This window comes from Luteibacter sp. PvP120 (genome assembly GCF_054055715.1).
This window is the reverse complement of record NZ_JBSRXP010000005.1, coordinates 75,641-100,812: the sequence shown is the minus strand read 5'-3', so window position 1 is coordinate 100,812 and position 25,172 is coordinate 75,641. Positions and strand designations below refer to the sequence as shown.

General features: G+C 67.6%; 22 protein-coding genes. 3 read left to right on the top strand and 19 right to left on the bottom strand.

Going from position 1 to position 25,172, the window contains the following annotated elements:
* The first annotated feature begins 30 nt into the window (after positions 1–30).
* From ACVKN3_RS11730 to ACVKN3_RS11720, 3 genes are all read left to right on the top strand, one after another.
* Positions 31–1,797 (top strand): autotransporter assembly complex protein TamA, encoded by a 1,767-nt coding sequence (locus ACVKN3_RS11730; RefSeq protein WP_285404040.1) that lies wholly within the window; start codon positions 31–33, stop codon positions 1,795–1,797.
* 11 nt (positions 1,798–1,808) lie between these two features.
* Positions 1,809–5,555, top strand: a complete 3,747-nt coding sequence (locus ACVKN3_RS11725; RefSeq protein ID WP_354515516.1) for a translocation/assembly module TamB domain-containing protein — start codon at positions 1,809–1,811, stop codon at positions 5,553–5,555.
* 1,068 nt (positions 5,556–6,623) lie between these two features.
* Positions 6,624–8,930 carry an FdhF/YdeP family oxidoreductase gene (locus ACVKN3_RS11720; RefSeq protein ID WP_354517218.1) on the top strand — a complete coding sequence of 769 codons (2,307 nt, stop codon included), beginning with the start codon at positions 6,624–6,626 and terminating at the stop codon, positions 8,928–8,930.
* Positions 8,931–8,988: 58 nt separating this feature from the next.
* On the opposite strand, the gene ACVKN3_RS11715 is transcribed toward ACVKN3_RS11720, so the two are convergent.
* The 19 genes from ACVKN3_RS11715 to fliN all read right to left on the bottom strand — a co-directional run bounded on the left by ACVKN3_RS11715 (position 8,989) and on the right by fliN (position 25,030).
* Positions 8,989–9,393 carry a DUF2802 domain-containing protein gene (locus ACVKN3_RS11715; RefSeq protein ID WP_354517220.1) on the bottom strand — a complete coding sequence of 135 codons (405 nt, stop codon included), beginning with the start codon at positions 9,391–9,393 and terminating at the stop codon, positions 8,989–8,991.
* An 85-nt stretch (positions 9,394–9,478) separates the two neighbouring features.
* Positions 9,479–9,928: a chemotaxis protein CheW gene (locus ACVKN3_RS11710; RefSeq protein WP_285406125.1), complete on the bottom strand. Its 450-nt coding sequence runs from the start codon at positions 9,926–9,928 to the stop codon at positions 9,479–9,481.
* The gene (locus ACVKN3_RS11705; protein WP_285406127.1) at positions 9,925–10,497 is read right to left on the bottom strand and encodes a chemotaxis protein CheW; all 573 of its coding nucleotides are present in this window, start codon (positions 10,495–10,497) and stop codon (positions 9,925–9,927) included. The genes ACVKN3_RS11710 and ACVKN3_RS11705 overlap by 4 nt, the downstream gene beginning before the upstream one ends.
* Positions 10,497–11,306 carry a ParA family protein gene (locus ACVKN3_RS11700; protein ID WP_285406130.1) on the bottom strand — a complete coding sequence of 270 codons (810 nt, stop codon included), beginning with the start codon at positions 11,304–11,306 and terminating at the stop codon, positions 10,497–10,499. The genes ACVKN3_RS11705 and ACVKN3_RS11700 overlap by 1 nt, the downstream gene beginning before the upstream one ends.
* Positions 11,306–12,256, bottom strand: a complete 951-nt coding sequence (gene motD / locus ACVKN3_RS11695) for a flagellar motor protein MotD (protein ID WP_354517223.1) — start codon at positions 12,254–12,256, stop codon at positions 11,306–11,308. The genes ACVKN3_RS11700 and motD overlap by 1 nt, the downstream gene beginning before the upstream one ends.
* Positions 12,253–12,993 carry a flagellar motor protein gene (locus ACVKN3_RS11690; protein ID WP_285406136.1) on the bottom strand — a complete coding sequence of 247 codons (741 nt, stop codon included), beginning with the start codon at positions 12,991–12,993 and terminating at the stop codon, positions 12,253–12,255. The genes motD and ACVKN3_RS11690 overlap by 4 nt, the downstream gene beginning before the upstream one ends.
* Positions 12,993–15,068 carry a chemotaxis protein CheA gene (locus ACVKN3_RS11685; RefSeq protein WP_285406138.1) on the bottom strand — a complete coding sequence of 692 codons (2,076 nt, stop codon included), beginning with the start codon at positions 15,066–15,068 and terminating at the stop codon, positions 12,993–12,995. The genes ACVKN3_RS11690 and ACVKN3_RS11685 overlap by 1 nt, the downstream gene beginning before the upstream one ends.
* Positions 15,069–15,075: 7 nt before the next feature.
* Positions 15,076–15,717: a protein phosphatase CheZ gene (locus ACVKN3_RS11680; RefSeq protein WP_285406140.1), complete on the bottom strand. Its 642-nt coding sequence runs from the start codon at positions 15,715–15,717 to the stop codon at positions 15,076–15,078.
* 10 nt (positions 15,718–15,727) lie between these two features.
* Positions 15,728–16,129, bottom strand: coding sequence for a chemotaxis response regulator CheY (gene cheY, locus ACVKN3_RS11675; RefSeq protein ID WP_036136973.1), 402 nt, complete (start codon positions 16,127–16,129; stop codon positions 15,728–15,730).
* Between the two features lie 56 nt (positions 16,130–16,185).
* Positions 16,186–16,917, bottom strand: coding sequence for an RNA polymerase sigma factor FliA (locus ACVKN3_RS11670; RefSeq protein ID WP_036136975.1), 732 nt, complete (start codon positions 16,915–16,917; stop codon positions 16,186–16,188).
* Positions 16,914–17,789 (bottom strand): P-loop NTPase, encoded by an 876-nt coding sequence (locus ACVKN3_RS11665; protein ID WP_036136977.1) that lies wholly within the window; start codon positions 17,787–17,789, stop codon positions 16,914–16,916. The genes ACVKN3_RS11670 and ACVKN3_RS11665 overlap by 4 nt, the downstream gene beginning before the upstream one ends.
* A gap of 69 nt (positions 17,790–17,858) precedes the next feature.
* Entirely contained in the window at positions 17,859–19,241 is a 1,383-nt protein-coding gene (gene flhF / locus ACVKN3_RS11660) for a flagellar biosynthesis protein FlhF (protein ID WP_354517227.1), read from the bottom strand.
* A gap of 27 nt (positions 19,242–19,268) precedes the next feature.
* Positions 19,269–21,380 (bottom strand): flagellar biosynthesis protein FlhA, encoded by a 2,112-nt coding sequence (gene flhA, locus ACVKN3_RS11655; RefSeq protein ID WP_285406147.1) that lies wholly within the window; start codon positions 21,378–21,380, stop codon positions 19,269–19,271.
* Between the two features lie 3 nt (positions 21,381–21,383).
* The gene (gene flhB, locus ACVKN3_RS11650) at positions 21,384–22,529 is read right to left on the bottom strand and encodes a flagellar biosynthesis protein FlhB (RefSeq protein WP_285406149.1); all 1,146 of its coding nucleotides are present in this window, start codon (positions 22,527–22,529) and stop codon (positions 21,384–21,386) included.
* A gap of 6 nt (positions 22,530–22,535) precedes the next feature.
* A complete protein-coding gene (gene fliR / locus ACVKN3_RS11645; protein WP_354517230.1) occupies positions 22,536–23,303 on the bottom strand; it encodes a flagellar biosynthetic protein FliR in 768 nt (255 codons plus the stop codon).
* Entirely contained in the window at positions 23,303–23,572 is a 270-nt protein-coding gene (gene fliQ, locus ACVKN3_RS11640; protein ID WP_036136992.1) for a flagellar biosynthesis protein FliQ, read from the bottom strand. Before fliQ ends, fliR begins: the two co-directional genes overlap by 1 nt.
* Positions 23,569–24,339, bottom strand: coding sequence for a flagellar type III secretion system pore protein FliP (fliP, locus tag ACVKN3_RS11635; protein ID WP_285406153.1), 771 nt, complete (start codon positions 24,337–24,339; stop codon positions 23,569–23,571). The genes fliQ and fliP overlap by 4 nt, the downstream gene beginning before the upstream one ends.
* Positions 24,336–24,749 carry a flagellar biosynthetic protein FliO gene (gene fliO / locus ACVKN3_RS11630; RefSeq protein ID WP_285406155.1) on the bottom strand — a complete coding sequence of 138 codons (414 nt, stop codon included), beginning with the start codon at positions 24,747–24,749 and terminating at the stop codon, positions 24,336–24,338. The genes fliP and fliO overlap by 4 nt, the downstream gene beginning before the upstream one ends.
* A 5-nt stretch (positions 24,750–24,754) precedes the next feature.
* On the bottom strand, positions 24,755–25,030 hold the full coding sequence (gene fliN, locus ACVKN3_RS11625; RefSeq protein WP_240003940.1) for a flagellar motor switch protein FliN: 276 nt from the start codon (positions 25,028–25,030) through the stop codon (positions 24,755–24,757).
* Positions 25,031–25,172: the final 142 nt, after the last annotated feature.

Genomic DNA, 25,172 nt, shown 5'->3' with positions numbered 1-25,172 from the left:
GAGACAAGCCACGAACGGAACAGGACGCTCATGCGCCTTAAAAGACGCCATGGACTGCTGCTCCTGCCGTGGTTCCTCCTCCCCGGCCTGGTCCACGCGGGCATCGTGCTCACGGTGGACGGTGTCGACGACACCCTCAAGAGCGCAGTCGTGGCGGGTGTCGACCTGTCGCAGTACACGCAGCGTGATGTCACCGCCGCGCAGGTGCGCCGGCTCTACGAAAAAGCGCCCGAACAGGTCCAGGCCACGCTGCGGCCCTACGGTTACTACGAAGCCTCGGCCACGGGCGACCTGAAACAGGTCGGCAAGGACTGGCAGGTCACCCTGCATGTCGTGCCGGGCCTGCCGGTCAAGATCACTGCCGTTAACGTCACCGTGGACGACGATGCCGGCAAGGTGCCCGCAGTTCGTCGTGCCGTCCGCGGTGTTACCGCGTTGAAGGACCAGCCGATGAACGACGGCGCCTACGAGGGTGCGCGCGATGCCGTCAGCGGTGCACTCACCGCCACGGGATACCTCGACGCGCGCCTGGTCACGCACACCGTGGAGGTGAACCGGGCCGAGCACAGCGCCACGGTGAACCTGGCCTGGGACACCGGCAAGCGTTACCGCTACGGCCATGTCGTATTCAAGAACTCGCAGTTCCGCGACGGTTTCCTCGATCGCTACGTGCCGTTCAAGAGCGGCGACTATTTCTCGCAGGGGCAGTTGCTGGACTTGCAGCAGGCGTTGAACGGCGCCGATTACTTCGCCGTGGTCAACGTCATCCCCGATACGGACAACGCGAAGGACGGCACCATCGACATCGCCGTGGAACTGGCGCCGGCCAAGCGCACCATCTACACGGGCGGCCCCTTCTACGGCACCGACACCGGTCCCGGCCTGCGCGGCGGCATCGAAAAACGCTGGATCAACGACCGCGGCCACAAGTGGAAGAACGAGCTGGTCGTGGCCCAGCGGCTGAAGACGATCTCCACGCTCTACCAGATTCCCCTGCCCGGCCCCAACCAGCGCAGCTTCAATTTCGGCGCCAATTTCCGCGATGCGGACACGGTAACCTCGCAGTCGCGCACGCTGCAGCTGGTGGCCAACGAAACCCGGCTCTGGCACGGCTGGACCCGCACCATCGGCGTCAGCGCGCTGTCCGGCACCTTCACGGTCGGCAAGCGCGGCGACGAAAGCGACACCGCCGAAGGCCTCGAGCACGGCCGCAGCACCCTGCTGTATCCGGAAGTCACGCTGAGCCGGAAGAAGGGCGACAACCCCACCTTCGTGCGCAGCGGCTGGTCGCTGACGCTGACCGCGCGCAGCACCGCCGGCGGCCTGCTCTCGGATGCGCGGTTCTCCCAGGTGATCGGCGACGCGAAGTGGATCCAGTCGTTCTGGGGCCGCAACCGCCTGATCCTGCGCGGCACCGCCGGCAAGATATGGACGGACGATTTCAGTGCCCTGCCCCCGCAGCTGCGTTTCTTCGCCGGTGGCGATCGCTCCGTGCGCGGCTACGATTTCGAGAGCATCGGCCCGCGTAACGCGTTCGGCCGCGTGATCGGCGGCGAAGGCCTGCTGGTGGGCAGTACCGAGGTGGAGCACTACTTCACACGCAACTGGGGCATGGCCGCGTTCGTCGACGCCGGCAACGCCTTCACCGGCACCGATTACAGCCCGCGCGTGGGCGCCGGCCTGGGTGTGCGCTGGCTGTCACCGGTGGGCATGATCCGTGCCGACGTCGGCGTGCCCGTCGGCGACAAGAACGAGCATGGCATCCATCTGCATGTCGTCATCGGGCCCGACCTGTGAGGAGCGTCCGCATGACATGGTTCGTCCGTATCGCCGTGGCGCTGGGCACGTTATTGCTCGTGGTCGTCCTCGGCGTCTGGTGGCTGGTCGGCAGCGCATCCGGCCTGCGCTTTGCGCTGGCCCGCGCGCAAGGTTTCACCGATGGCGCCCTCACGGTGCAACAGGCCGAGGGCCGCCTCGCCGGGCCGCTGGATATCACCGGCCTGCGCTACCGCGACGGCAAGGGCATGGATGTGCGCGTCGCCACGGCGCACCTGGACGTCGCGTTCGGTGCGCTGCTGCGCAAGCGCGCCCACATCTACACGCTGACCGCGGACGGCATCGATGTCGCCCTCGGACCCAGCCAGCCGGACACCCAGCCCTCCGAGCCCTTCTCGCTCAAGCCGCCGCTCGACATCGTGCTGGACCGGGTCAAGGTCGGCCATGTGCGGGTCACCCAGGAAGGCAAGCCGCTGTTCGAGTCGAACTCGCTGGACCTGGCCGGCTCGTGGACGGCGGACGGCATCGCGCTCAAGACACTGGCACTGCGCGCACCCGATGGCCAGGCGGACCTGGGCGGCACGCTGGCGGTGGGCAAGCAGTACCACGGTGACGGCAAGGCGAGTTTCCGCTGGAAAGTCGGCGACATCGACTACGCCGGTGATATCGAAGCCCACAGCGATGGGTCCCGGGCGCACACCATCGTCAAGTTGACCCTGCCGTTGCTGGCGCAGGTGGATGCCAACCTGCAGCAGAGCGGGGATTTTCCCTGGACGGCATCCATCGATGCGCCGTCCTTCGATCCGAAGCCACTGCTGGGTGAGACCAGCCTGACGTCGCTGGCCCTGGCCGTGAAGGGCAGCGGCAACCGCTACGGCGCCAACCTCACGGGGGACCTGTCGCTCAACGATTACGTCGTGCGCCTGGCGCCCTTGAAGGCCACCTTCGATCACGACTACAAGCGCCTGACACTGGACGAACTGACCGTCGGCTCGCCGCAGGTCAAGGGCTCGCTCACGGCGAAGGGCACGGTGGACATCGCGGCCGCGCCCGTCTCGGCCGATCTGGCACTGAGCTGGAAGGACGTACTGGTGCCGGCCAACGTCGCCGGGCAGGACCTGGCCAGCACGGGACAGCTCGGCTTCAAGGGCAGCGCCGACGCCTACCACGCTGCCGGCGATGTCGATATCGGGCCGCCGGGACGGCTCGGCAAGTTCACCCTGGACGTGGACGGCACGCCGGATCTCGTCACGCTGCACACGGTGGAGCTGAAGCAGGCCAACGGCAACCTGGGCGCCAGCGGCACGCTCACCCTGAAACCCGCGCTGGCGTGGAAACTCGACGTCAAGGGCAACCGTTTCGACCCCGGCCAGTTGCTGGCCGACTGGCCCGGCGCCCTCAACCTCGACCTCTCCACGGAGGGGCACCTCGTCGACGGTCAGCCCCTCGGCACGCTGGCCCTGCGCAAGCTGGACGGCACGCTGCGCCAGCGTCCGTTGCGCGGCAACGGCGAACTGACACTGAAACCGCATGAGGTGGTCAACGGCACGCTCGACCTCGCCTCCGGCGGCAGCACCATCCGCCTGGATGCCAAGGGCGACACCGCCAACGATGCCACGCTCAAACTCGCCATCGCGTCGCTGGGCGACTGGCTGCCCGATGCCGGCGGCCGCGTGCAGGGCGACATCACCGCGCGGGGCAACCTGCCGAAGCTGGCGGTAACGGCGAAGCTGCGTGGCGGGGCCATTGTCTACGCCGGCCAGAAGATCGACGCGCTTACCGTCGACGCCGACATCCCCGATATCAGCGCACCCGGCGGCAAACTCGATCTCGTCGGTACCGGCGTCAACGCGGGTGGGCTGGCCTTCGACCGCCTTGCCGTGGACGCCGACGGCACGCAGGAAAAACACCAGCTCAGCATCGATGCCCGCGGCCGCCCGCTCACGGCCGGCCTGCGTCTCTCGGGCGCACTGCGTGACGGCGCCTGGAGCGGCACCCTGTCGGCGCTGGACCTCGATTACCAGGGCCTGCCGCGCTGGCGCCTGCAGAATCCCAGCCAGCTGGCCTACAAGGACGGCGCGGCCAGCCTCGGCGACCTGTGCCTTACCGCGGGCGATCCTCTGCTCTGCATCAACGCCCGCCAGGACAAGGCTGGCAACCTCGATGCCAGCTATCGCCTGCGCCAGGTGCCACTGGCGCTGCTTATGACGGCAGCACAGGCCTCCGACAGCCCCATGCGCGCGGACGGCATCATCGAAGGCGACGGCACCATCCGCCGCACTGCCGCGGGTGCCCTGTCGGGGCAGGCCGATGTGCGCTCGGCCCACGGCACGGTGGCCTATGCAGATCGTGCGGACCAGCCGCTGGTGGTCTACGACAACCTGTCCGCCAACGCGCAGCTGTCACCCGGCAGCCAACGGCTCACCCTCAACGCCAACCTCGACCACGGCGGCACGCTCGCGGGCAACGTCTCGCTCAGTGGGGCGCAACAGGCCCTGGGCGGCACCATCGCCCTGCACCTGAAGGACCTCGGCATCATCGAGCTGTTCACCACGGAAGTTGCCGAAGTGAAGGGCGGCCTCGACGCCGATTTCAACCTGGGCGGCACGGTGGCCGACCCGTCGATCACGGGCCAGGCCGTGGTGTCGGGCTTCGCGGCCGAGGTGCCCAGCGCCGGCCTGAAACTGAAGAACGGCCGCATCAGCGTCACCACCGCCGACGCGAAGAACTATGTGGTCGACGGCACCGTCGGCTCGGGCGACGGCACGCTGGGTATCAAGGGCACGGCGCTGCTGGGAACGGGCGCCACGATGCGGCTCGGCGTGACGGGGTCGAAGTTCACCGCGGTGGATATCCCGGCGGCCAAGGCGATCCTCTCACCGGACCTAACCATCGTGCAGGACGCCAAGGGCATGAACGTCAGCGGCAAGCTCAATGTCGACCTGGCCGACGTCAACGTCGAACGCCTCCCCGGTGCCGGCGCGACCAAGGCATCTTCCGACGTCGTCGTGGTGGACGACAAGAAGCGCGAAGCCGCCGCCGAGGCGTCGCCCATCCGCGCCGACATCCGCGTCGATCTTGGCCAGAAGGTACACCTGGTCGGTTTCGGCATCGACGGCCGCATCACCGGGCAGCTCGACGTGCGCGAACGCCCGGGCCGCGCGACGACCGGCCAGGGTCAGATCGGCGTGGACGGCACCTACAAGGCCTACGGTCAGGACCTGAGGATCGAGCAGGGCCAGCTGTTGTTTGCCAGCACCCCCATCGACAACCCCGGCCTGAACATCCGTGCCGCACGCACCCTCAACCCGAACGCCACCGTCGACGAAGGCCAGAAGGTTGGCCTCTACGTCTCGGGCACGGCACAGCGCCCTATCCTCACGGTGTTCTCCAACCCGGTGATGGAACAGTCAGACGCGCTCTCCTACCTCGTCACCGGCAAGCCCCTGTCGCAGGTGAAGGGTGGCGAAGGCAACATGGTGGGCGCGGCCGCGCAGGCGCTGGGCTCCGCCGCCGGCGACCTGCTGGCCAAGCGCGTGGGCTCCCGCATCGGCGTGGACGATATCGGCGTGACCAACAGCGACGCCCTCGGCGGCGCCTCGGCATTCACGGTGGGCAAGTACCTGTCGCCGCGCCTCTACCTCAGCTACGGCGTCGGCCTGTTCGACCCCGGCCAGGTCATCACGCTGCGCTACCTGTTCAGCCACAAGTGGAATTTCGAGGCACAGAACGCTACCGATTTCAGTCGAGCTAGCTTGAATTACCGGCTCGAGCGGTGAGGGTTTGGGGCTAGAGCTTTGGTACTTTGGGCCTGAGAGCAAAAGCCAGCGGGCTGGGGCAAGAGCCGGCGGGTGCCACCCTCGTGGCCACGCCTGCGGCGACCCGGAGGAAAGGCCGCTAGCGCGGCCGTGTATCTGGTTCGCGCACATCGTGCGCTCCTACGCGCGGCCGTTTATGGATTGCCCTACGGGGCGGGTCGGGCTTCGCACGGGGGTTTCCGATTCGCCATCCATGGCTCAGCGGAAACGGCCGGCCGTCCTGGCCGGCCCCCTGACGGGCCTTTTCCGTTCGAAGCCCTCGCCTGCGGCTACCGGCCCCGAGGGTGGCACCCGCCGGCTCTTCCTGACACTGAGGTTGTGTGTGGAGAGAGCTTGGAGCCAGGTTTCGCCTCGTTGCTGGGAACGCTCGCTTGCCTGGTTTGCATGGCATCGGTCGCCTTAGGTATGTCGAGGGTTCGCGCACGTGCGTGCGCTCCTACCCAGCTGGCGGATCACGCGTTGGATATTCCACGGGCTGCCCTACCCCTGGGGTAGGAGCGCACGATGTGCGCGAACAGCCAATAAAGCGGTGAAGCCGTACCACGACCCCTGCTCGTTCACCCCACGCGCTGCTCACCCAACACGCAACCTCCGTTTGAGGAAGAGCCGGCGGGTAGCCCCCTCGGGGCCGGTAGCCGCAGGCGAGGGCTTCGAACGGACAAGGCCGCGCCGCGGGGCCGGCCAGGACGGCCGGCCATTTTCGCTGAGCCATGGATGGCGAATCGAAAATCCCCGTTCGAAGCCCGACCCGGGGCCGTAGGGCAATCAATAAACGGCCGCGCGTAGGAGCGCACGATGTGCGCGAACCAGATACACGGCCGCGCTAGCGGCCTTTCCTCCGGGTCGCCGCAGGCGTGGACCCGAGGGGGCTACCCGCCGGCTCTTGCCCCAAGGCGCCAAGGCTCGAAAGCTAAACGCGATGCCGAAGGCGAGCCCTACGCCGAGGCAAAACATCCTTACCAATAGCTTCCCACCCCCCTCACAGCCCACGTGATTCCCTCGACCAGGTAACCGCATGGGAGACCCACGATGGCATCCGGTAAAGAACAGGGCATCCAGCACGAAGGCGCTGCCGGCGGCTGGGGATCGGTATCGGGCATGAGCCAGGTGCTGTTGCGCGAAAAGCCCACGCCCGCGTCGATGGACACCCTGCTCCACCAGAACAAGCCACACGGCTTCATGTGCACCTCATGCGCGTGGGGCAAGCCGAAGAAACCCCATCGGTTCGAGTTTTGCGAGAACGGCGCCAAGTCCACGCTGTGGGAGCTGACGTCCGATCGCTGCACGCCGGCCTTCTTCGCCGAACACACCGTCACCGAACTGCTTGACTGGGCCGACTTCGACCTGGAAATGCAGGGGCGCCTGACCGAGCCGATGCGTTACGACGCTGACACCGATCGCTATGTCGCATGCTCGTGGAACGAAGCGTTCGAAGGAATCGGCGCCACGTTGAAAACGCTCGACCCAAAGTCCGTCGTCTTCTACGCCTCGGGCAAGTCGGCGCTGGAGCAGTCCTACCTGTACGGACTGACCGCGCGCTTCTACGGCAACAACAACCTTCCCGACAGCTCCAACATGTGCCACGAGACCACCTCGGTCTCGCTGAAGCAGGTCATCGGCTCGCCGGTCGGTACGTGCGTGCTGGAAGACTTCGACACCTGCGACGCCATCTTCTACTTCGGGCAGAACCCGGGAACCAACAGCCCGCGCTTCCTGCATCCGTTACAGGAAGCGGTGAAGCGCGGTTGCCGGATCGTGACGTTCAACCCCGTCCGCGAACAGGGGCTGGTGCGTTTCGTCAATCCACAGAACCCGTTGCAGATGCTGACCGGTCATGCGACCGAGTTGTCGCACATGTACCTGCAGGTAAGGCCGGGCGGTGACATCGCCGCGCTCATGGGCGTGTGCAAGCATGTCTTCGCGCTCGACGAGGCGCGGCGTGCCGCTGGCGACGAGGGCATCGTCGATCGCGCTTTCATTGCTCAGCACACCAGCGAATTCGACGACTTCGCCGCCAAGGTGCATGCCACCGCGTGGGATGACATCGAGCGGGAATCGGGCCTGGCACGCTATGACCTCGAGGCGGCCGCAGAGGTCTACGCCACGGCGAAGCGCGTGATCGCCGTCTACGGCATGGGGCTGACCCAGCATGTCCACGGTTCGCAGTCGATCGGCGTGCTGGTCAATCTCCTGTTGCTGGGTGGACACATCGGCCGCGAAGGCGCCGGCATCTGCCCCGTGCGTGGTCATTCCAACGTGCAGGGACAACGCACCGTGGGCATCTCGGAGAAGCCCGAGCTGGTGCCACTGGACGTACTGGCGAAACAGTTCGACTTCGAACCGCCACGCGACAAGGGCATGGGGACCGTCGAGGCGTGCGAGGGCATCATCGCGGGCACGGTGAGCGGTTTCATCAGCCTCGGTGGCAACTTCGTTCGCGCCGTGCCGGATCGCGACGTGGTCGAGGCGGCGTGGACCGCCCAAGCGCTCACGGTCTACATCGCGACCAAGCTCAATCGCAGCCATCTCGTCCACGGCAAGGCGTCTTACCTGTTGCCATGCCTTGCGCGCTCCGAGGACGACGTGCAGGCCAGCGGAAGCCAGTCGGTATCGATGGAGGACAGCTTCAGTCACATCCACGGCTCCATCGGCAAGCGCACGCCGGCCAGCGAGCACCTGCTCTCCGAGGTGGCCATCGTGGCCGGCATCGCCAAGGCCACATTGCCCTCGAACCCCGCGTGGCGGTGGGACGCATGGACGGCAGATTACGGTCTCATCCGCGACCTGATCGAACAGACGTACCCGGAACAGTTCAAGGATTACAACGCGCGCATGTTCGACGCTGGCGGCTTCTATCGCGGCAACCCCGCGCGCGAGCGCGACTGGAAAACGGAAACGGGCAAGGCGCGCTTCACCACGCCATCCGTGCTGTCGGCCGTGGGCGTCGGCGATGCGCCGGGACGCTATCACCTGATCACGATGCGCTCCAACGACCAGTTCAACACGACCATCTACGGGCACAACGATCGCTTGCGTGGGCTGGAAGGATCACGCGCGGTGTTGCTCATGAATCCCGCGGATATCGACCGCGATGGATTGCACGCGGGACAGGTCGTATCGCTGGTCGGGGATGCCGGCGACGCGGCATCGCGCGCCGTGGCCGGGCTGACGGTCACGCCGTTCAACCTGCCGTCCGGTTGCGTCGGCGGTTACTACCCCGAGATGAATCCGCTGATGCCGCTGTGGTACCACGACGTGGCGTCGAAGACGCCCGCGGCGAAAGGCGTACCGGTGCGTATTCTCGCCGCCACGCCGGCCGGGCACGTTACCGCCTGATAGTCGGCCTGGTCGTCGGGACGCGCGCCGACCGGGCCGCGTCCCGCGTTGCCGGGTGTCAGCGCGCCGCGTGCAGGCGATGCAGCAGCTCGGCCTCGGTAAGGGAGATGCCGCAGGTTTCGGCAATGTCCTTCGGCGTGGCGCCCTGCCGCGCCAGGCGCTGGGCCAGGGCCAGCGAACGGTCGCTGGTGCTGCCCGGTTCGGAGGCCAGCGTGACCGTGGGTGCATGGCGCACCTGCTCTTCGATATCCCCCAGGCGGTTTTCCAGCCGCCGCAGCATCGTATTGAGCGTATCGGGGGCGATCACGGGGTCCGCGGGCGCCGTGGGTGGCGGCGCCGGCTCGGCCACGGGCGTCGCTGCCGGGGTCATGGCCGCCCTACCCAGCCGGCGAAACACCAGCAACAGGCCCAGCAGGTTGACGAGGGCCAGTCCGACGAGGACGTATCCGACGATGGGGTTCATGCGGTAAGGCTCCCGGTATGAGCGCGGACACGTTAGCGCAACGCGGCGGCGCTGCCTACCGACGCCGCAGCTGACGCCGCTCGCGTCAACTGCGGCACAGCCGCGCCACGTCGATCAGCGCGATGAACCCGTCGTCGCGGGTGATGACGCCGGTGACCGGATCGTCGCGCCGGTCGGCACGGCCGGGCGGCGGCACGTCCACGTCGACGGCATCGAACTGCAGCATGTCGCCGATCACGTCGATGAGCATGCCGACGATGCTGCCGCTATCGTCGAACACGATGACGCGGTGGGTATCCTCCGCGCCGGGCTCCACGTGGCCGTCCAGGCCGAAACGGCGCCGGCCGTCCAGCACGGGGACGATCTGGCCACGCAGGTTGACGATGCCCAGCACGTCCGCCGGCCCGCCGGGCACCGGCGTGATGTCGCCCGGGCGGATCACTTCGCGCACGCTGGCCAGGGGCACCGCATAACGTTGGCCCTTGAGCGAGAAACCCAGCCAGGTGCCCTGGCCGTTGCCTTGTGAGTCGGTCACGGATCCAGCTCCTTTTCCAGCCATTCGATCAGCGCGATGGTATCCACCACGCCGCATTTGGGATCTTGCGACATGCCGGCCAGCCACGGCCGGGTGGTCGCACCATGGCGCCATTGGATGACGTCCGTATGGAGTTCCACCGGCTCGTCCACGACGATGCAGGCCAGCGCCCAGCCGCGCTCGCCGAGCAGCACCAGGGTGGATGCCAGCGCGCCGGCCATGTCCGGGGAAAGGATGGCCGCAAGATCGGCCACCCGTGCTTCACCGCCAGGATGACGCCACCGGCCCAGGCAGATCGGATTGGGCGTGTTCGGCGGCGACAACGGCGGAATGGGCAGCACGTGGCTGACCTCGGCCATCGGCACGGCCAGCTTCACGCCAGCCGCGATGCACAGCAGATAGCGGGCGTCCACACGCGGGCCGACGGGCTGCGAGGGTGCATTGCGCCAGGTTTCGATGGCCACCACCGCGCCGCGCGTTTCGGGAACGGCCGGCGGCGCGACGGCCGGTGTCAGCAGTTCGGCCAGGTAGTCGGCCACCACCTGTTCGGCGTCCTGCTTGGCACGCATCACGCTGCCGCGCCGGTGGTGCTGGTGGCGACGGGTGCCTCGCGCGCGGGCAGGCGCAACTCGTCGAGCAACTGCCGATACGCCAGGCCGCCGCGTTTCGCGGCCGGCCACGACGCCAGCGGAATACCCGCCGCGCTGGCCTCGCGAATCTGCGTGTCGGTAGGGATCACGGCTTCGCTCACGCTGTCGCCGTACTGTTCGCGCAACTGCGCGAGGCAGGCACGCGAGGCGTGGGTGCGCGCGTCGTAGAGAGTGGGCACGATGGTGCGCGGCAGCGGCCGGCCGCGCGAGCGTTCGATCATCGACAGGCTGCGCAGCATGCGCTCGAGGCCGGCAAGCGCCAGGGCCTCGGTCTGCGTAGGCACCACCAGGCGATCGCTCGCCGCCAGGGCGTTGACCATCAGCACGCCCAGGGTCGGCGGGCAGTCGAGCAATACATGGTCGAAATCGGGTGCCAGTTCCGCGAGCGCCTGCGACAACACCAGGCCCTGCCCGGCACGCGTGCCCAGCTGGCGATCCAGCGTGATCATGGCGGCCGAGGCCGGCAGTACGCTCAGTCGATGCCACTGGGTGGCATGCACCAGCGTGCGCACCGGCAGGGGGATGGCGTTGCCGCTGGTGCCGAACAGGTCGTAGACGCTGCCATGCGTGCCACCTTCGACCCCGATGTAGCCGGAGAGCGAGGCGTGCGGGTCCATGTCGATCAACAAGGTGCGCTCGCCAGCCGCCGCCAGCAGGCTGCCCAGCGCCACCGTCGTGGTGGTCTTGCCCACCCCGCCCTTCTGGTTGGCGATCGCCCAGGTCTGCATCAGCGATTGGCCTCGCTCGGGGCCAGGTGCGCGGTATCGCTGTAGAAACGGGCGGGCGCGGCCTTGTCGCTCATCACCACGATCAGCACGCGCCGGTTGCGGTTGCGGCCGTCGTCGGTGTCGTTGGCCACGATGGGACGGAACTCGCCCCAGCCGATGATGCCCACGCGATGCGGATCGACACCCATGGTGGTCAACAGCCGCGCCACGGTGGCGGCGCGCGCCGCCGACAGTTCCCAGTTGGACGGGAACGTGGGCGTGGCGATGGGGGTGTTGTCGGTGTAGCCCTCGATGCGCATGGCATTGGGAAACGGCGCGAGGATGCCGGCCAGCTTGCGCAGGACTTCGTCGGCGGGCGGTTGCAGCTTCGCCACGCCCACGGGAAAGAGCATGTCCGTCTTGACCTCGATCTCGAGCCAGTCCGGCGTCTGCCGCACATTGACCAGGCTCTTGTCGATCAGGGGCTTCATGGCCCGCTTCACCTCGTCGGATATCTGACTGAGGCTGGCGTCGTTCGTCTTGCCGACGCTGGCCGTGTCGGCCGCAGCCGGCACCGCGACGGAGGCCACGGAGGCGACGGAGGCTGCCGGGGCGATGTTGGCCTTCGTGCCGTCCTGGCGCTGCGCGGCAGCACCTTCGTGGCCCGGCAACGGCAGGTTTCGCGGCGGCACGGGCACGTCGATGCGCGCGATGGGCGCGGCGGCCGGCGCGCGTGACTGGTTGGGCAGCGGCACCTGCGCCGGCGTGGCCTCGCGGATCGGCTCGATCACCTTGCCGGTACCGTTGAAAGCCTCGTTGATGGACTGGGCCATCACCTTGAACTTGGTCTCGTTGACCGCCGACACGGCGTACATCACCACGAACAGGGCGAGCAGCAACGTGATCAGATCGCCGTAGGGGATAGCCCAGCGCTCGTGATTGATGTGCTCTTCGTGGTGGCGACGCTTCACGTCAGGAACCCCTGCAACTTGCTCTCGATGTGCCGCGGGTTGTCACCCTGGGCGATCGAGACCAGGCCTTCGACGAGGATCTCGCGCATCTGCGAACGGCGACGCGCCAGGCCCTTCAGTCGCGAGGCCATCGGCAGGGCCAGCAGGTTGGCCAGCCCGATGCCGTAGATGGTGGCAACGAAGGCCGCGGCGATGCCGTGCCCGAGCTTGCTGGGGTCGGCCAGATTCTGCATGACCGACATCAGGCCCATGACGGCGCCGATGATGCCCATCGTCGGGGAATAGGCGCCGGCGTTCTCGTAGACCTTGGCTGCCTCGATGTCGTTGTGCTCGCGCGCGAGCACTTCCACTTCCAGGACCGAACGCATGGCGTCGGGCTCGGTGCCGTCCACCAGCAGCTGAAGCCCCTTACGGATGAAGGGGTCCGACTCGCGCTCGATCGAGGGTTCCAGCCCGAGCAGGCCGGTGCGCCGGGATATCTCGCTCCAACCGACGATGCGGCCGACGAGGTCCTCCGACTCGATGTCGGGCGGACGGTAGACCCAGGGCAGCATGCTCCAGGCACGCTTGAGCACGGGCCCCGGTGTCTGCACCAGCAGCGCGGCCAGCGTGCCGAGGAAGACGATGACGAAGGCCGCCGGGTTCCACAGGGCGTCGAGGCTGGAGCCCTTGAGGATGGTCCCCACGATGATGACCACGAAGGCCAGGATCGTGCCGACGACGCTGACGATATCCATCAGACCGCCATGCGCAGCGACGGCAAGACCTGCCCGCTGTCGTCGGCCAGGCCGGACAGGTCGAGTACCAGCGAAATCCGCCCGTCGCCCGTGATGGTGGCACCCGCCACGCCGGGTACGTCCTTGAGGAACGGGCCGAGCGGCTTGGCCATGACGTCCTCGCGGCCGAGCACTTCGTCGACCAGGCAACCCAGGGTCTGGTGACCGATCTGCACGACGACCACGTGGCCGCCCTTGCCGCCGGTGCCGGCCCAGTGGCCGAGGTCGGCCAGCGGCAGCGCGCGCTGGCGGTGTGCCGCGACGATGCGGCCGTCCAGTTCCTGGATCTGCCCGGGCACCAGCTCGAATACCTCGCTGACGTTGGACAGCGGCAGCGACAGCAACCGATGCCCCACGCGCACCATCAGTACACGCATGATCGCCAGCGTGAGCGGCACGGAGAGGCGCACGGTGCTGCCGTGGCCCACGCGCGAATCGATGGACAGCGTGCCGCCCAGTTCGACGATCTTGGTCTTGACCACGTCCATGCCGACGCCGCGGCCGGAGATGTCCGATACCTGGCTGGCCGTGGAGAAACCGGGCCGGAAAACGATCTCGTAGCACTCGCGCTCGTCCAGGCGTGCGGCCTGCTCGGCATCCATCAGGCCCTTCTCGACCGCCTTGCGCCGGAGCACTTCGGGATCCATGCCCTTGCCGTCGTCGGTGACGGTAATGACGATGCGGTCGCCATACTGGCCGGCCGCCAGGCGCACGGTGCCCAGGCGCGGCTTGCCTTCGGCCGCACGCGCATCGGGCATCTCCACGCCGTGGTCCACCGCATTGCGCAGCAGGTGGACCAGGGGATCGGCCAGGGCCTCGACCACGGTGCGGTCGATGTCGGTGTCCTCGCCTTCCGTGACCAGCTCGATTTCCTTGCCGAGCTGGCGGGCAAGGTCGCGAACGATGCGCGGAAAACGGGAAAACAGCTTGCCGACCGGTTGCATGCGCATGCGCAGCACGGCGTTCTGCAGGTCTTCGGCGACGCGCTCCAGCTCGCCGATGGCGCGCTCCATCGGATCGTTGCCGCCGCGCGGCGCCAGGCTGGTGAGGCGGTTGCGCACCAGCACCAGTTCGCCCGCCGCGTCGACCAGGCTGTCCAGGCGGTGGGTGTCCACACGCACGGTAGTGTCGGCGGTGGAAGAAGCGCGCTTCTCCGCGCTGGCGGCCGGGGCAGGAGCCGGGGCAGACGCGACGGGTGAAGCTGCGGCAGGCGCAGCGGCAACCGGCACCGCAACGGAGGGAACCGCAACGGCGACGGGAGCCGTCGGCGGCACGATCGCGCCCGGTGCGGCCGCACCGTGCAGGGAATCCAGCAGCGCCTCGAACTCGTCGTCGCTGATGGCGTCGTTGTTCGCCACGGGCGCCGGGGCCACGGCAACGACCGGGGCGGGCGGCGGCGGAGCGGACGCACCCTCGGCGCCGGGCGCACCGGTGCCGTAGAGCGAGTCGAGCAGGGCTTCGAATTCGTCGTCGTTGATCGTGCCCGACGGTGCCGCCGGCGTGCGATCGGTGCGGGCGGCGTCGAGCATCGCCTCGAACTCGTCCTCGATCGGGTCGTACGGCTTCTGCGGGCCGGGGGCTGCCGCGGTCGCCGTCGACGTGGCGGCCGCCGAGATCGGCACGGCAAGCGCCACCGGCGGCGCGGACACGGCGCGACCGGGGATCAGCAGGCGATCGAGCAGCGAACGCGGTGCGGGCTCGATCGGCACGCCGCCGTCGGCGGCACGCATCATGTCGTTGAGCAGGTCGAGCGATTCGAGCAGCGCGTCCATATAGGCGGCGTGCAGCACGATCACCCCGTTGCGGGCCTCGTTGAGCAGATCCTCGCCACGATGGCACAGCTCGACCATGGCGTTGAGGCCAAGGAAGCCCGCCCCGCCTTTCACCGTGTGGAAGGCACGGAACACCGCGTTAAGCAGCTCCACGTCGTGCGGAGAGGCTTCGAGATCCACGAGCTGTTCGCCCAGGCTCTCGAGCAATTCGCGCGCTTCGATCAGGAAGACATTGAGCAGCTCGTTGTCCAGCTCCACGCTCATAGGGTACTCAGAAACCGAATTCGCTGAGGAGCCGGTCCACTTCGTCCTGGCTGACCTTCTCGGCGGCCGGCGCATTACCGCCCGCGAGCGAACCGGTGAGTCGGACCAGCTCGACGAGCGAGGATTCGACCTTGGCCATGAAGGCCTCGACCTGGGCCACGCGCTGACCGGAAAGATCCTGCCAGGACTGCGCCTCGACCATCTCGCCCAGCCCGATGTCGCAGCTTTGCGCGAAGTCGCCGACACGCACGGCCAGTGCCGTGGCGTGGGTGCCGAACGCCGGATCGGCGTGATCCAGCACCAGAATCTCATCGGCCTGCTTGGCCAGCGCCTGAGCCTGCGGACGCAGCTTCTCGCTGAAGTCCAGCGTGCGATGGGCCGCCGTGGAGCTCATTTCCAGCACATCACGCAGATGCTTGCGCGCATCGCTCATGTTGCCCGGCACGCCATCGGTGGAGATGTCGGAGGCCAGGCGACGCGCGGATTCGTGCAGGTCGCGCGCGAGGTGGCCCAGCGCCAGGAACAGGTGCTGCTCGCGGCTGCGGATCAGGTCGTCGAGCGCTTTCTCGAACGCCGCCGAGTCGTCGGCATCGAGCAGTTCACGCAACTGGGGGGCCACGTCCTGGCCGGGGGAAAGCATCGTGTTCATCGTCATTCCCTCAGCCCGCTGCCGCGGCAAGTCGTTCGAATATCTTGTCGAGCTTTTCCTTCAGCGTCACCGCCGTGAAGGGCTTGACCACGTAACCGTTCACGCCGCTCTGCGCGGCGGCGATGATCTGGTCGCGGTTGTTTTCCGCGGTGACCATCAACACGGGCATGGACTTCAACGCCGCATCCGCGCGAATGGCGCGAAGCAGGTCGATGCCCGTCATGTTGGGCATGTTCCAGTCGGTGACGACCAGGTCGATGGGCTGCGCGCGCAGCAGCGCGAGCGCCGCGTTGCCGTCTTCGGCCTCCTGGATGAGCGTGTTGGTGAAACCCAACTCGACCAGGAGGTTCCTGACGATGCGCCGCATGGTGGAAAAATCGTCCACCACGAGGATCTTCATGTTCTTGTCCAAAACTGCTCTCCGCCTCGTACGCTTTTTTCTTTACCGGCGACGGCACCGCGATGCCGTCACTGCTTGTCTTTCCAACCCGACATGCGTGCGCGGAGGCGAATCAGGGCCTGGCCATGGATCTGGCACACCCGCGACTCGCTCACACCCAGCACCGCACCGATTTCCTTCAGGTTGAGCTCTTCATCGTAGTACAGGGACATGACCAGCTTCTCGCGTTCCGGCAAACCGTCGATCGAATGGGCCAGCGCGTCGCGCAGGCCGTTCTTCTCGAAGTTGCCTTCCGGACCCGCGGCGTCCGGGTCCGCCACGTCGATCGCCGCGCCTTCGTCGCCTTCCGGCGCCGTCAGGCTGAGCAACCGCGCGCTCGCCGCGTCGGCCAGGATCTGGTTGTACTCCATGGCGTCGATGCCCAGCCGCTTCATCACTTCCGCGTCTTCGGCGTCGCCACCCGTCTCGTTCTCGATCTGTCTCGTTACCTCCGCCACCTCGCGCAGCTTCCGATGGACGGAGCGCGGGGTCCAGTCCGTCTTGCGCAGTTCGTCCAGCATGGCGCCACGAATGCGGATTCCCGCATAGGTCTCGAAGCTGGCCGCGCGAGTCGGCGAGTAATTCCTTGCCGCCTCCAGTAGCCCGATCATCCCGGCCTGCATCAGGTCGTTCGCATCCACGCTCGGCGGCAGGCGACCCATCAGGTGATAGGCGATCCGGCGCACCAGCGGGGCATGCGTCCTGACCAGCTGGTCGGCCGAAACCTTTGTTACTTCAAGGTATTCGCTTGCAACACTCACAGTGGCAGCCCTCCCCCCATGTGGTTCCGTTCGGCGAAAAAGCCGATGCGGCCCTGCACCCGGGGTTCGGGTTCACCCCATGTATCGACCGACCGGGCAAGATTCTTGAATCCCACGGCCGAACGGCTGCTCGGCCAGGCGTCGACCACGGCCGACTGGCGGCGGATGGCCTGTCGCAGGTACTCGTCGTGCGGCACCATGCCCATGAAGTCCAGGGACACGTCCAGGAAGCGATTGGTCACGCGGGCCAGCTTCTCGAACAGCTGGCGGCCTTCCTGGGCGTGGCGGACCATGTTGGCCACGATGCGGAAGCGGTTGACGTCGAATTCGCGGCTCATCACCTTGATCAGCGCGTAGGCGTCGGTCAGCGAGGCCGGCTCGTCGCAGACCACCACCACCACCTCGTCCGACGCGGCGGCGAACATCGAGACGCTGTCGGAGATGCCGGCCGCGGTGTCGACGATCAGGTATTCGGGGGCCACGGGGTATTCGTCGAACGCGCGGATCACCGCGGCGTGCTCGATGTTCGGGAGCTGCGCCATGCGGCGCGCGCCCGAGGTGGCGGGGATCACCTTCAAGCCGTGGTTGGCATGGAGGATCAGGTCCTCGATGCGGCACTCGCCCTCGAGCATGTGACCCAGGTGGCGCGTGGGCTGCAGGCCGAGGAGCACGTCGATGTTGGCCATGGCCAGGTCCGCGTCCAGCAGGACCACGTCGCGCCCGCCCATGGACAGCGCCATGCCCAGGTTGACCGCCACCGTGGTCTTGCCCACGCCGCCCTTGCCGCCCGCGATCGCGATGCTGCGGGTCGGGCGACGGTCGGCAAGCCAGTTGAGTCCGGCGGCCTGGGTGGAATCGACGTGTGTGCTCATGAAGGAATTCACTGCCGTGAAAGGGTGTGCGGATGCGGATGCCGTAGTCACGTTACTTCAGTTCCGGGGTCAGGCGAGGGCGGGCGTGGCGGCGAAGCCGAAACGGTCGGCGAGGATCGCGTCGTCCGGTTCGTCGTTGCGCTGCCTGACCAGTTGGGCCGCAAGGCAGACGAGCTTGCGCGCGTCCGCCGAGGCGATGTCTTCCGGCACGCGCTGGCCGTCGGTGGTGTAGTCCAGCGGCATGCCGTGCCGGATGACGGCCGAGAGGGCGCCACCGATCAGCGGCGCCTCGTCGAGCTTGGTCAGGATCGCGGCCTGCGGGGACAGCGGCGCGTAGGCGCGCACGGCGTTGTCGATCGCCTGCGCCTGGGCGTTCGCCGCGAGCACCAGGCACACGCGTACTTCGGTCATCGCGCGCAGCGTTTCGAACTGCTGCTGCAGCTTGGGGTCATTGCCGGCCAGGCCGGCGGTGTCGATCAGCACCGTGTGCTTGCCGCGCAACTGCAGCAGCACGTTGCGCAGGCTCTGCGCGTCGTGGGCGTTGTAGACACGCACGCCCAGCAGGCGGCCGTAATGTTCAAGCTGCGCGCCGGCACCGATGCGGTACTGGTCGGCGCTGATCAGGGCGACGTTGGATGCGCCGTGACGCAGCACCGCACGGGCGGCCAGCTTGGCGATGGTGGTGGTCTTGCCCACGCCGGTGGTGCCGACCAGCGCGGTGACTGCGCTGCCGGCCGTGTCGGCGTTGCGCCCGCTGGTGCGGATGTTGCGCGAGAGGATGCCCAGCGGCAGGTAACGGGCCTGCTCCGGGGTCATGCCCGGCGGCAGTTCGGCACACAGCGCGCGGGCCACGTCGCCGTCGATACCAAGACGGGTCATCTCGCGCAGCACGCGGGCACGCAGCGGCTGCTCGCGGTCCATCTGGTTCCAGGCCAGCGTCGACAGCTGCACTTCCAGCATCTCGCGCAGGTTGTTGATCTCGGCGCGCACGCCGTTGACGGCGGCGTCGTTGTTCGCGGCGTGCGGACCGGTCGTGGCGGCGCGCACCACGTCGGCGACGCTGGCGGCCAGCGCGGCGCTGGACTGGCGCTGCGGCGCATTCGGATGCAAGCCCTGCGGCGCCATCGTGGAGGCCGGTGCCGGACCGCCGCGCACGACGCGCTCGACGGCGGCGGCGGTGGCCGCCTTGGCCTGATCGATGCGGGCGGCGAAGTCGTGCTCGCGACGCGCCCGCACCGGGGTTTCCTCGCGTGCCGTCTCGCGCGCCGCCGGCGTTTCGCCACCGAAGCCCGCTTCACGCACCAGCGCTTCGTCGTAGTCCAGCGCGGCGATGATCTCGATGCCGTCGTCGAGGCGACGCGTCGACAGGATCACGGCGTCCGGACCCTGCTCGTCGCGCACCTGGCGCATGGCCTGGCGCATGTCGGGAGCTACGAAGCGTTTGATTTTCATGCGTTCGATCCTGTGTCCGTCCAAGTCTTACCTGCCGAGGGCCGTCACCAGCTTGACGCGCCGGTTGTCCGGGACCTCGTTGTAGGCAAGTACATGCAGGTTTTGGGCCACATGACGGGTAAAGCGCGAAAGCCATGGACGCAAGGCCGGGGAAACGAGCAATACCGCCGGTTCGCCCGCCGCTTCCTGCCGACGCGCGGCATCGGCCACGCTCTGCTGCAGGCGATCGGCCAGGCCCGGCTCCACGGCGGCGCCGGTGGGGCCGCCACCCTGCAGGGACTGCAGCAGGATCTGCTCCAGTTCCGGCGCCAAAGTAATGACGGGAACCTCGGAACCCAGGCCGGCGATTTCCTGCACGATCTGACGGCCCAGGGTGACGCGCACGGCCGCGGCAAGCACGCCGGGGTCCTGGCTCTGGCCGGCATGCTCGGCCAGCGATTCCACGATGCCGCGGAAGTTGCGGATGGGCACGCGCTCGGCCAGCAGGTTTTGCAGCACCTTGACCACCGCGCCCAGCGACAGGCGCTTGGGCACCAGGTCTTCCACCAGCTTGGGCGTCTGCTGGGCCAGGCGGTCGAGCAACTGCTGCACGTCCTGGTGGCCGATCAGTTCGTGGGCGTGGTTCTGCAGGATGTGCGAGAGGTGCGTGGCAATCACGGTGGCCGGATCGACCACGGTGTAGCCCAGCGTCTGCGCGTGTTCGCGCATGCCCGGTTCGATCCATACCGCGTCCAGGCCAAATGCCGGGTCGCGGGTGGCGATGCCGTTGATGGTGCCGTGCACGCGGCCCGGATCGATCGCCAGCATGCGCTCGGTATGGATCTCGGCCTCGCCCATCGGCACGCCCATCAGCGAGATGCGGTAGCCGTGTGGGGCCAGGTCGAGGTTGTCGCGGATGTGCACCGAGGGCACCAGGAACCCGAGTTCCTGCGACAGCTTGCGGCGCACCGATTTGATCCGCGCCATCAGTTCGCCGCCCTGGGCCTTGTCCACCAGCGGAATGAGCCGGTAACCCACTTCCAGGCCGATGGTGTCCACCTGGGCCACGTCTTCCCAGGACAGCTCCAGGCGCTCGGCCGGCGGCGTCGACTCCAGCGCCAGGTCGGTACCCGGAGCGCCCGCGGCGCCGGCCGTGCCGGCAGCACCGGCCAGGTCCTTGCGCTGCTGCAGCTTCCAGGCGCCAAACCCCGCGCCGGCCGCCAGCAGCAGGAAGGGAATGTTCGGCATGCCGGGGATCAGGCCCATGGTGCCCAGCACCGCGGCCGCCACGCCCAGCGCCTTGGGCTGGCCGAACAGCTGGCCCATCACGTGCTTGCCCATTTCCTGGGACTTGGACACGCGGGTGACGATCACCGCCGTGGCGATCGACAGCATCAGGCCCGGCACCTGGGCGACCAGGCCGTCACCGATGGTGAGCAGCGTGTAGGTGCGCGCCGCCTCGGCGGCCGACAGGCCGTGCTGGAACATGCCGATGAAGAAACCGCCCAGCATGTTGATGGCCAGGATCAGCATGCCCGCCGTCGCGTCGCCACGCACGAACTTGGACGCGCCGTCCATGGAGCCGTAGAAATCCGCTTCCTCGCGCACTTCCTGGCGACGCTCGCGGGCCTGTTCCTGCGTCAGCAGGCCGGCGTTGAGGTCGGCGTCGATCGCCATCTGCTTGCCGGGCATGGCGTCGAGGGTGAAGCGCGCGGTGACTTCGGACACGCGCGTGGCGCCCTTGGTCACCACCACGAAGTTGATGATGGTGAGGATGGCGAAGACGACGAAACCGACGGCGAAGTTCCCGCCGATGACGAATTCGGCGAAGGCCTCGATCACCTTGCCCGCCGCACCGGGGCCATTATGGCCGTGCAGCAGCACCACGCGGGTGGAGGCGATGTTGAGCGCCAGGCGCAGCAAGGTGGCGAACAGCACCACCGTGGGGAACGAGGCCAGCTCCAACGGGCGCATGACGTACATCGTGGCCAGCAGGATCACCAGCGACAACGCGATGTTGAAGGTGAACAGCAGGTCCAGCATGAAGGGCGGCAGCGGCAGCATCATCATGCCGAGCATGATCAGCATGGCGACCGGCGCCGCGACGCCGCGGCGGCCGATCTGCCGGAAGGTGCCCATCAGGTTGGAGGAAGCAGCCATTCGTCAGTTATCCATGCGGTAGGGGCCGAGCAGGTCCGGATCGATGTCCTGCGTGGGCAGCTCGGGCGGGAGGTCGCCCATGGCGATCGCCTGCTTGAGCCGGAACACGTAGGCCAGGATCTGGGCCACGGCGACATACAGCGCCGAGGGGATTTCGCGCCCGATGTCCGTGGTGGCATACAAGGCTCGTGCCAACGGCGGTGCCTCGACGACAGGAACCTTCGCCCCGCCCGCCACGTCGCGGATCTGCTGGGCGATCAGGTCGACGCCCTTGGCGACCACGCGGGGCGCTCCCATGCGGTTCTCGTCGTATTTGAGGGCCACGGCGAAGTGGGTCGGGTTGGTCACGATGACGTCGGCCGTGGGCACGTCTTCCATCATCCGGCGGCGGGACATCTGCTGCTGCATCTGCCGGACTTTTGACTTCAGCTCGGGACTGCCCTCGCTTTCCTTGTGCTCGTCCTTCACCTCCTGCTTGGTCATCTTCATCTTCTTGGTGAAGCTGTACTTCTGCCAGGGCGCGTCGACCAGGGCCACCGCGCCCAGCGCCACGGCGAACACCAGCGACGCATGGCCGAACAGGCCGAAGGCATGCGCGATGCCCTCGGCGACGGGTCCCGTACCGCCCGCGTACATCTCGCGGGTGCTGCGATTGAGGAACCAGACCAGCGTGCCGCCGATCAGGGCCAGCTTCAGCAGCGACTTGCCCAGCTCCACCAGGCCGTTCATGGACACCAGCCGGCCGAAGCCCTTGATCGGGTCCATGCGGTCGAACTTGGGCACCAGCGCCTCGAAGGAGAAATTGAGCCCGCCCATCACCGTGGGCGCGGCGATCGCGGCGATCATCGTGGCGATGAACACGGGCGCCAGCATCCAGAAGCCTTCCATCACCGCGGTCATCAGCGCGTGGTACAGGCCGTTGGCGGCGAACAGGTCGTCGCGCCCGTAGCGCAGGCCGACATGCATGATGTTGGCCGCGTGCACGGCCATCTGTTCGCGCGAGGCGATCAGCGTGGACACGCCCGCCAGCACCACGATGGCGGTGGACAGGTCGCGCGAGCGCGGCAGGTCGCCCTTTTCGCGCGCTTCGCGCAGTCGTTTGTCACTGGGTGATTCGGTTTTGTCCTCGTTGTCGGCGCCCTCGCTCATGGCCGGCTACCTCCCGATCAACTGGCGCATGGCGGTCCAGGCGGTGACCTGCAGGGACTCGAACGCGCCGGGCAGCGCCCGCAGCGACAGCCACACGGCCAGCACGCCCAGGCAGATGGTGATGGGAAAGCCGACGGCGAACAGGTTCATCGACGGGGCCGAGCGGCTGATCGCGCCGAAGCCGAGGTTGACCACCAGCACCGCGGTGAGCGCCGGCAGGGCCACCCGCACCGCACCCGCAAACAGGTGCGTGGCGAAGGTCAGCACCCCCCACAGGCCTTCCGCACCGATCCCCTGCGTGCCCACGGGCAGCGTGCGGAAGCTGTCGGCCAGCAGCGAGATCAGCTGCAGGTGGCCGTTCATCACCAGGAACAGCAGGGTCACCAGCATGGTGTAGAACTGGCTGATCACCGGCGTGGTGCCGCCCACGCCCGGATTCACGGTTTCGGCGAAGCCCAGGCTCATGGCCTGCGAGACGAACTGGCCGCCGAAAGCCACCGCCTCGAACACCAGCTTGAGGATGAAGCCCAGGGCGGCGCCGATAAGCACCTGCTGGGCCAGCACGGCGACGCCGGCGGCCGACAGCGGGCGGATATCCAGCGGCGCCAGGGGCGCCAGCGTCACGGTCAGCAGGATGGTCAGGCCGATCCGGATACGCATCGGGATCATGTTGGAGCCCAGCACGGGCGCCAGGAGCATGAGGCCGGAGATACGCGCCAGCGCCCAGAGGGCGCCACCCACCCATCCTTCCAGCTGGCTGAGGTCGATCGGCATCAACGCACCGCCTGGGGCAGGCTTTCGATCAGGGTACGGGTGAACTGCACCAGCGTGCGCAGCATCCACGGGCCGGTGACGATCATCACCAGCGCCATGCAGATCAGCTTCGGGATGAAGCTGAGGGTCTGTTCGTTGATCTGCGTCGCGGCCTGGATCATGCCCACCAGCAAGCCCACCGCCAGCGCGGTGAGCAACAGCGGCGCGCCGATCAGCATGGCGATGTGCAGCGCCTGCTGGCCGAAGGCGATGACGGATTCCGGTGTCACTGGTAGAAGCTCCCCGCCAGGGTCCCCAGCAACAGGGTCCACCCGTCGACCAGCACGAACAGCATGATCTTGAACGGTAGCGAGATGATCATCGGCGACACCATCATCATGCCCATGGACATCAGCACCGAGGCCACCACCAGGTCGATGATGAGGAACGGGATGAACAGCAGGAAGCCCATCTGGAAGGCAGTCTTCAGCTCACTGGTGACGAACGCGGGCAGCGCGACGCGGTAGGGCACGGCGTCCTTGTCGGCATAGGGCTGCTCGCCGGCCAGGCGGGTGAAGAGCTGCAGGTCGGGCTCGCGGGTCTGCTCCAGCATGAAGTGGCGGAACGGCGCACCGGCCAGCGGCAGGGCGTCCTGCACGCTCATCTGGCCGTCCATGTAGGGCTTGATGCCGCTGTCATAGGCCTTGTTGATCACCGGCGACATCACGAACAGCGTCAGGAACAGCGACAGCCCCAGGATCACCTGGTTGGGCGGCGTACTGTTGGTGCCCAGCGCCTGGCGCAGGAAGCCCAGCACGATGATGATCCGGGTAAACGAGGTCATCATCAGCAACAGCGCCGGCAGCGCGGTCAGCGCGGTCATCAACGCCAGCATCTGGATCGACAGCGACCAGGTCTGGCCACCGTTGGCGCCCGGCTGCACGTTCAGCAGCTGGATGCCGGGCGGCGGGTCCGCGGCGAACGCGGCCAGGGGCAGCAGCAGGAGCAGCACGAAAGCGCTCCAGCGCAGCAGCGGGTGACAGCGGCGGGCGGTCATGGCCGTTTCCACTGGGCAAGCACGTCGCGGAAGCCGCGCAGCGCCGGCGGCGTGGCGGCGCCCGGATCGTCCTGCACCGGGGTGGCCAGCACGTGCAGCGTGCGCAGGCCGCCGGTGGGCGAGGCCCCGACCAGCAGCTGTGTGCCGCCCACTTCGATCAGCATGACCTTTTCCTTGATGCCCACCGGCATCGATTCGATGACGCGGATCTTCCGGCCGCCCGGGCTCACGCGCGCCTGGGCACGACGGGCCATCCAGCCGACGAAGAAAATGAGCGCCACGACGCCGAGCAGGCTGACGAGGACGCGGATCACGTCGGCGCCCGTATCCACCGGCGCGGGAGCGACCGGGGCTGCCATCAGGGCGCAGGGAAGGAAGCCACCCGCGAAGGCGACGAAGATGCGGCGCATGGCGGTCACCGCAGTTTGCGGACGCGCTCGGCCGGGCTGATCACGTCGGTCAGCCGGATGCCGAATTTTTCGTTGATGACGACCACTTCGCCGTGGGCGACCAGAGTGCCGTTGACGAACACGTCCAGCGGCTCGCCCGCGGCGCGGTCCAGTTCCACCACCGAGCCCTGGTTGAGCTGGAGCAGGTTGCGGATGCTGATCTTGGTGCGGCCCACTTCCATGGCCATGGTCACCGGCACGTCGAGGATGACGTCGAGATTCACCTCGTTGCCCAGTCCCATGGTGCGGGCGAGGGAGGCGTCCGAGGCGCCTTCGATGGGGTCGTGCGGGGTGGGTTCGTTCATGTCCGTTCCAGAAGTGATTTACCGGGATACGGAACGTAGAAAGCAAACGCCGTGCCATGCCGTAAAAGGGAAAGAAAGC

Bases quoted from the DNA above. Each gene is read 5' to 3' on its own strand.
- ACVKN3_RS11730 (WP_285404040.1), top strand. From the start codon at position 31: ATGCGCCTTAAAAGACGCCATGGACTGCTGCTCCTGCCGTGGTTCCTC.
- ACVKN3_RS11725 (WP_354515516.1), top strand. From the start codon at position 1,809: ATGACATGGTTCGTCCGTATCGCCGTGGCGCTGGGCACGTTATTGCTC.
- ACVKN3_RS11720 (WP_354517218.1), top strand. From the start codon at position 6,624: ATGGCATCCGGTAAAGAACAGGGCATCCAGCACGAAGGCGCTGCCGGC.
- ACVKN3_RS11715 (WP_354517220.1), bottom strand. From the start codon at position 9,393: ATGAACCCCATCGTCGGATACGTCCTCGTCGGACTGGCCCTCGTCAAC.
- ACVKN3_RS11705 (WP_285406127.1), bottom strand. From the start codon at position 10,497: ATGCGTGCCAAGCAGGACGCCGAACAGGTGGTGGCCGACTACCTGGCC.
- ACVKN3_RS11700 (WP_285406130.1), bottom strand. From the start codon at position 11,306: ATGCAGACCTGGGCGATCGCCAACCAGAAGGGCGGGGTGGGCAAGACC.
- ACVKN3_RS11690 (WP_285406136.1), bottom strand. From the start codon at position 12,993: ATGGATATCGTCAGCGTCGTCGGCACGATCCTGGCCTTCGTGGTCATC.
- ACVKN3_RS11685 (WP_285406138.1), bottom strand. From the start codon at position 15,068: ATGAGCGTGGAGCTGGACAACGAGCTGCTCAATGTCTTCCTGATCGAA.
- ACVKN3_RS11680 (WP_285406140.1), bottom strand. From the start codon at position 15,717: ATGAACACGATGCTTTCCCCCGGCCAGGACGTGGCCCCCCAGTTGCGT.
- ACVKN3_RS11665 (WP_036136977.1), bottom strand. From the start codon at position 17,789: ATGAGCACACACGTCGATTCCACCCAGGCCGCCGGACTCAACTGGCTT.
- flhF (WP_354517227.1), bottom strand. From the start codon at position 19,241: ATGAAAATCAAACGCTTCGTAGCTCCCGACATGCGCCAGGCCATGCGC.
- flhA (WP_285406147.1), bottom strand. From the start codon at position 21,380: ATGGCTGCTTCCTCCAACCTGATGGGCACCTTCCGGCAGATCGGCCGC.
- flhB (WP_285406149.1), bottom strand. From the start codon at position 22,529: ATGAGCGAGGGCGCCGACAACGAGGACAAAACCGAATCACCCAGTGAC.
- fliR (WP_354517230.1), bottom strand. From the start codon at position 23,303: ATGCCGATCGACCTCAGCCAGCTGGAAGGATGGGTGGGTGGCGCCCTC.
- fliP (WP_285406153.1), bottom strand. From the start codon at position 24,339: ATGACCGCCCGCCGCTGTCACCCGCTGCTGCGCTGGAGCGCTTTCGTG.
- fliO (WP_285406155.1), bottom strand. From the start codon at position 24,749: ATGCGCCGCATCTTCGTCGCCTTCGCGGGTGGCTTCCTTCCCTGCGCC.
- fliN (WP_240003940.1), bottom strand. From the start codon at position 25,030: ATGGGACTGGGCAACGAGGTGAATCTCGACGTCATCCTCGACGTGCCG.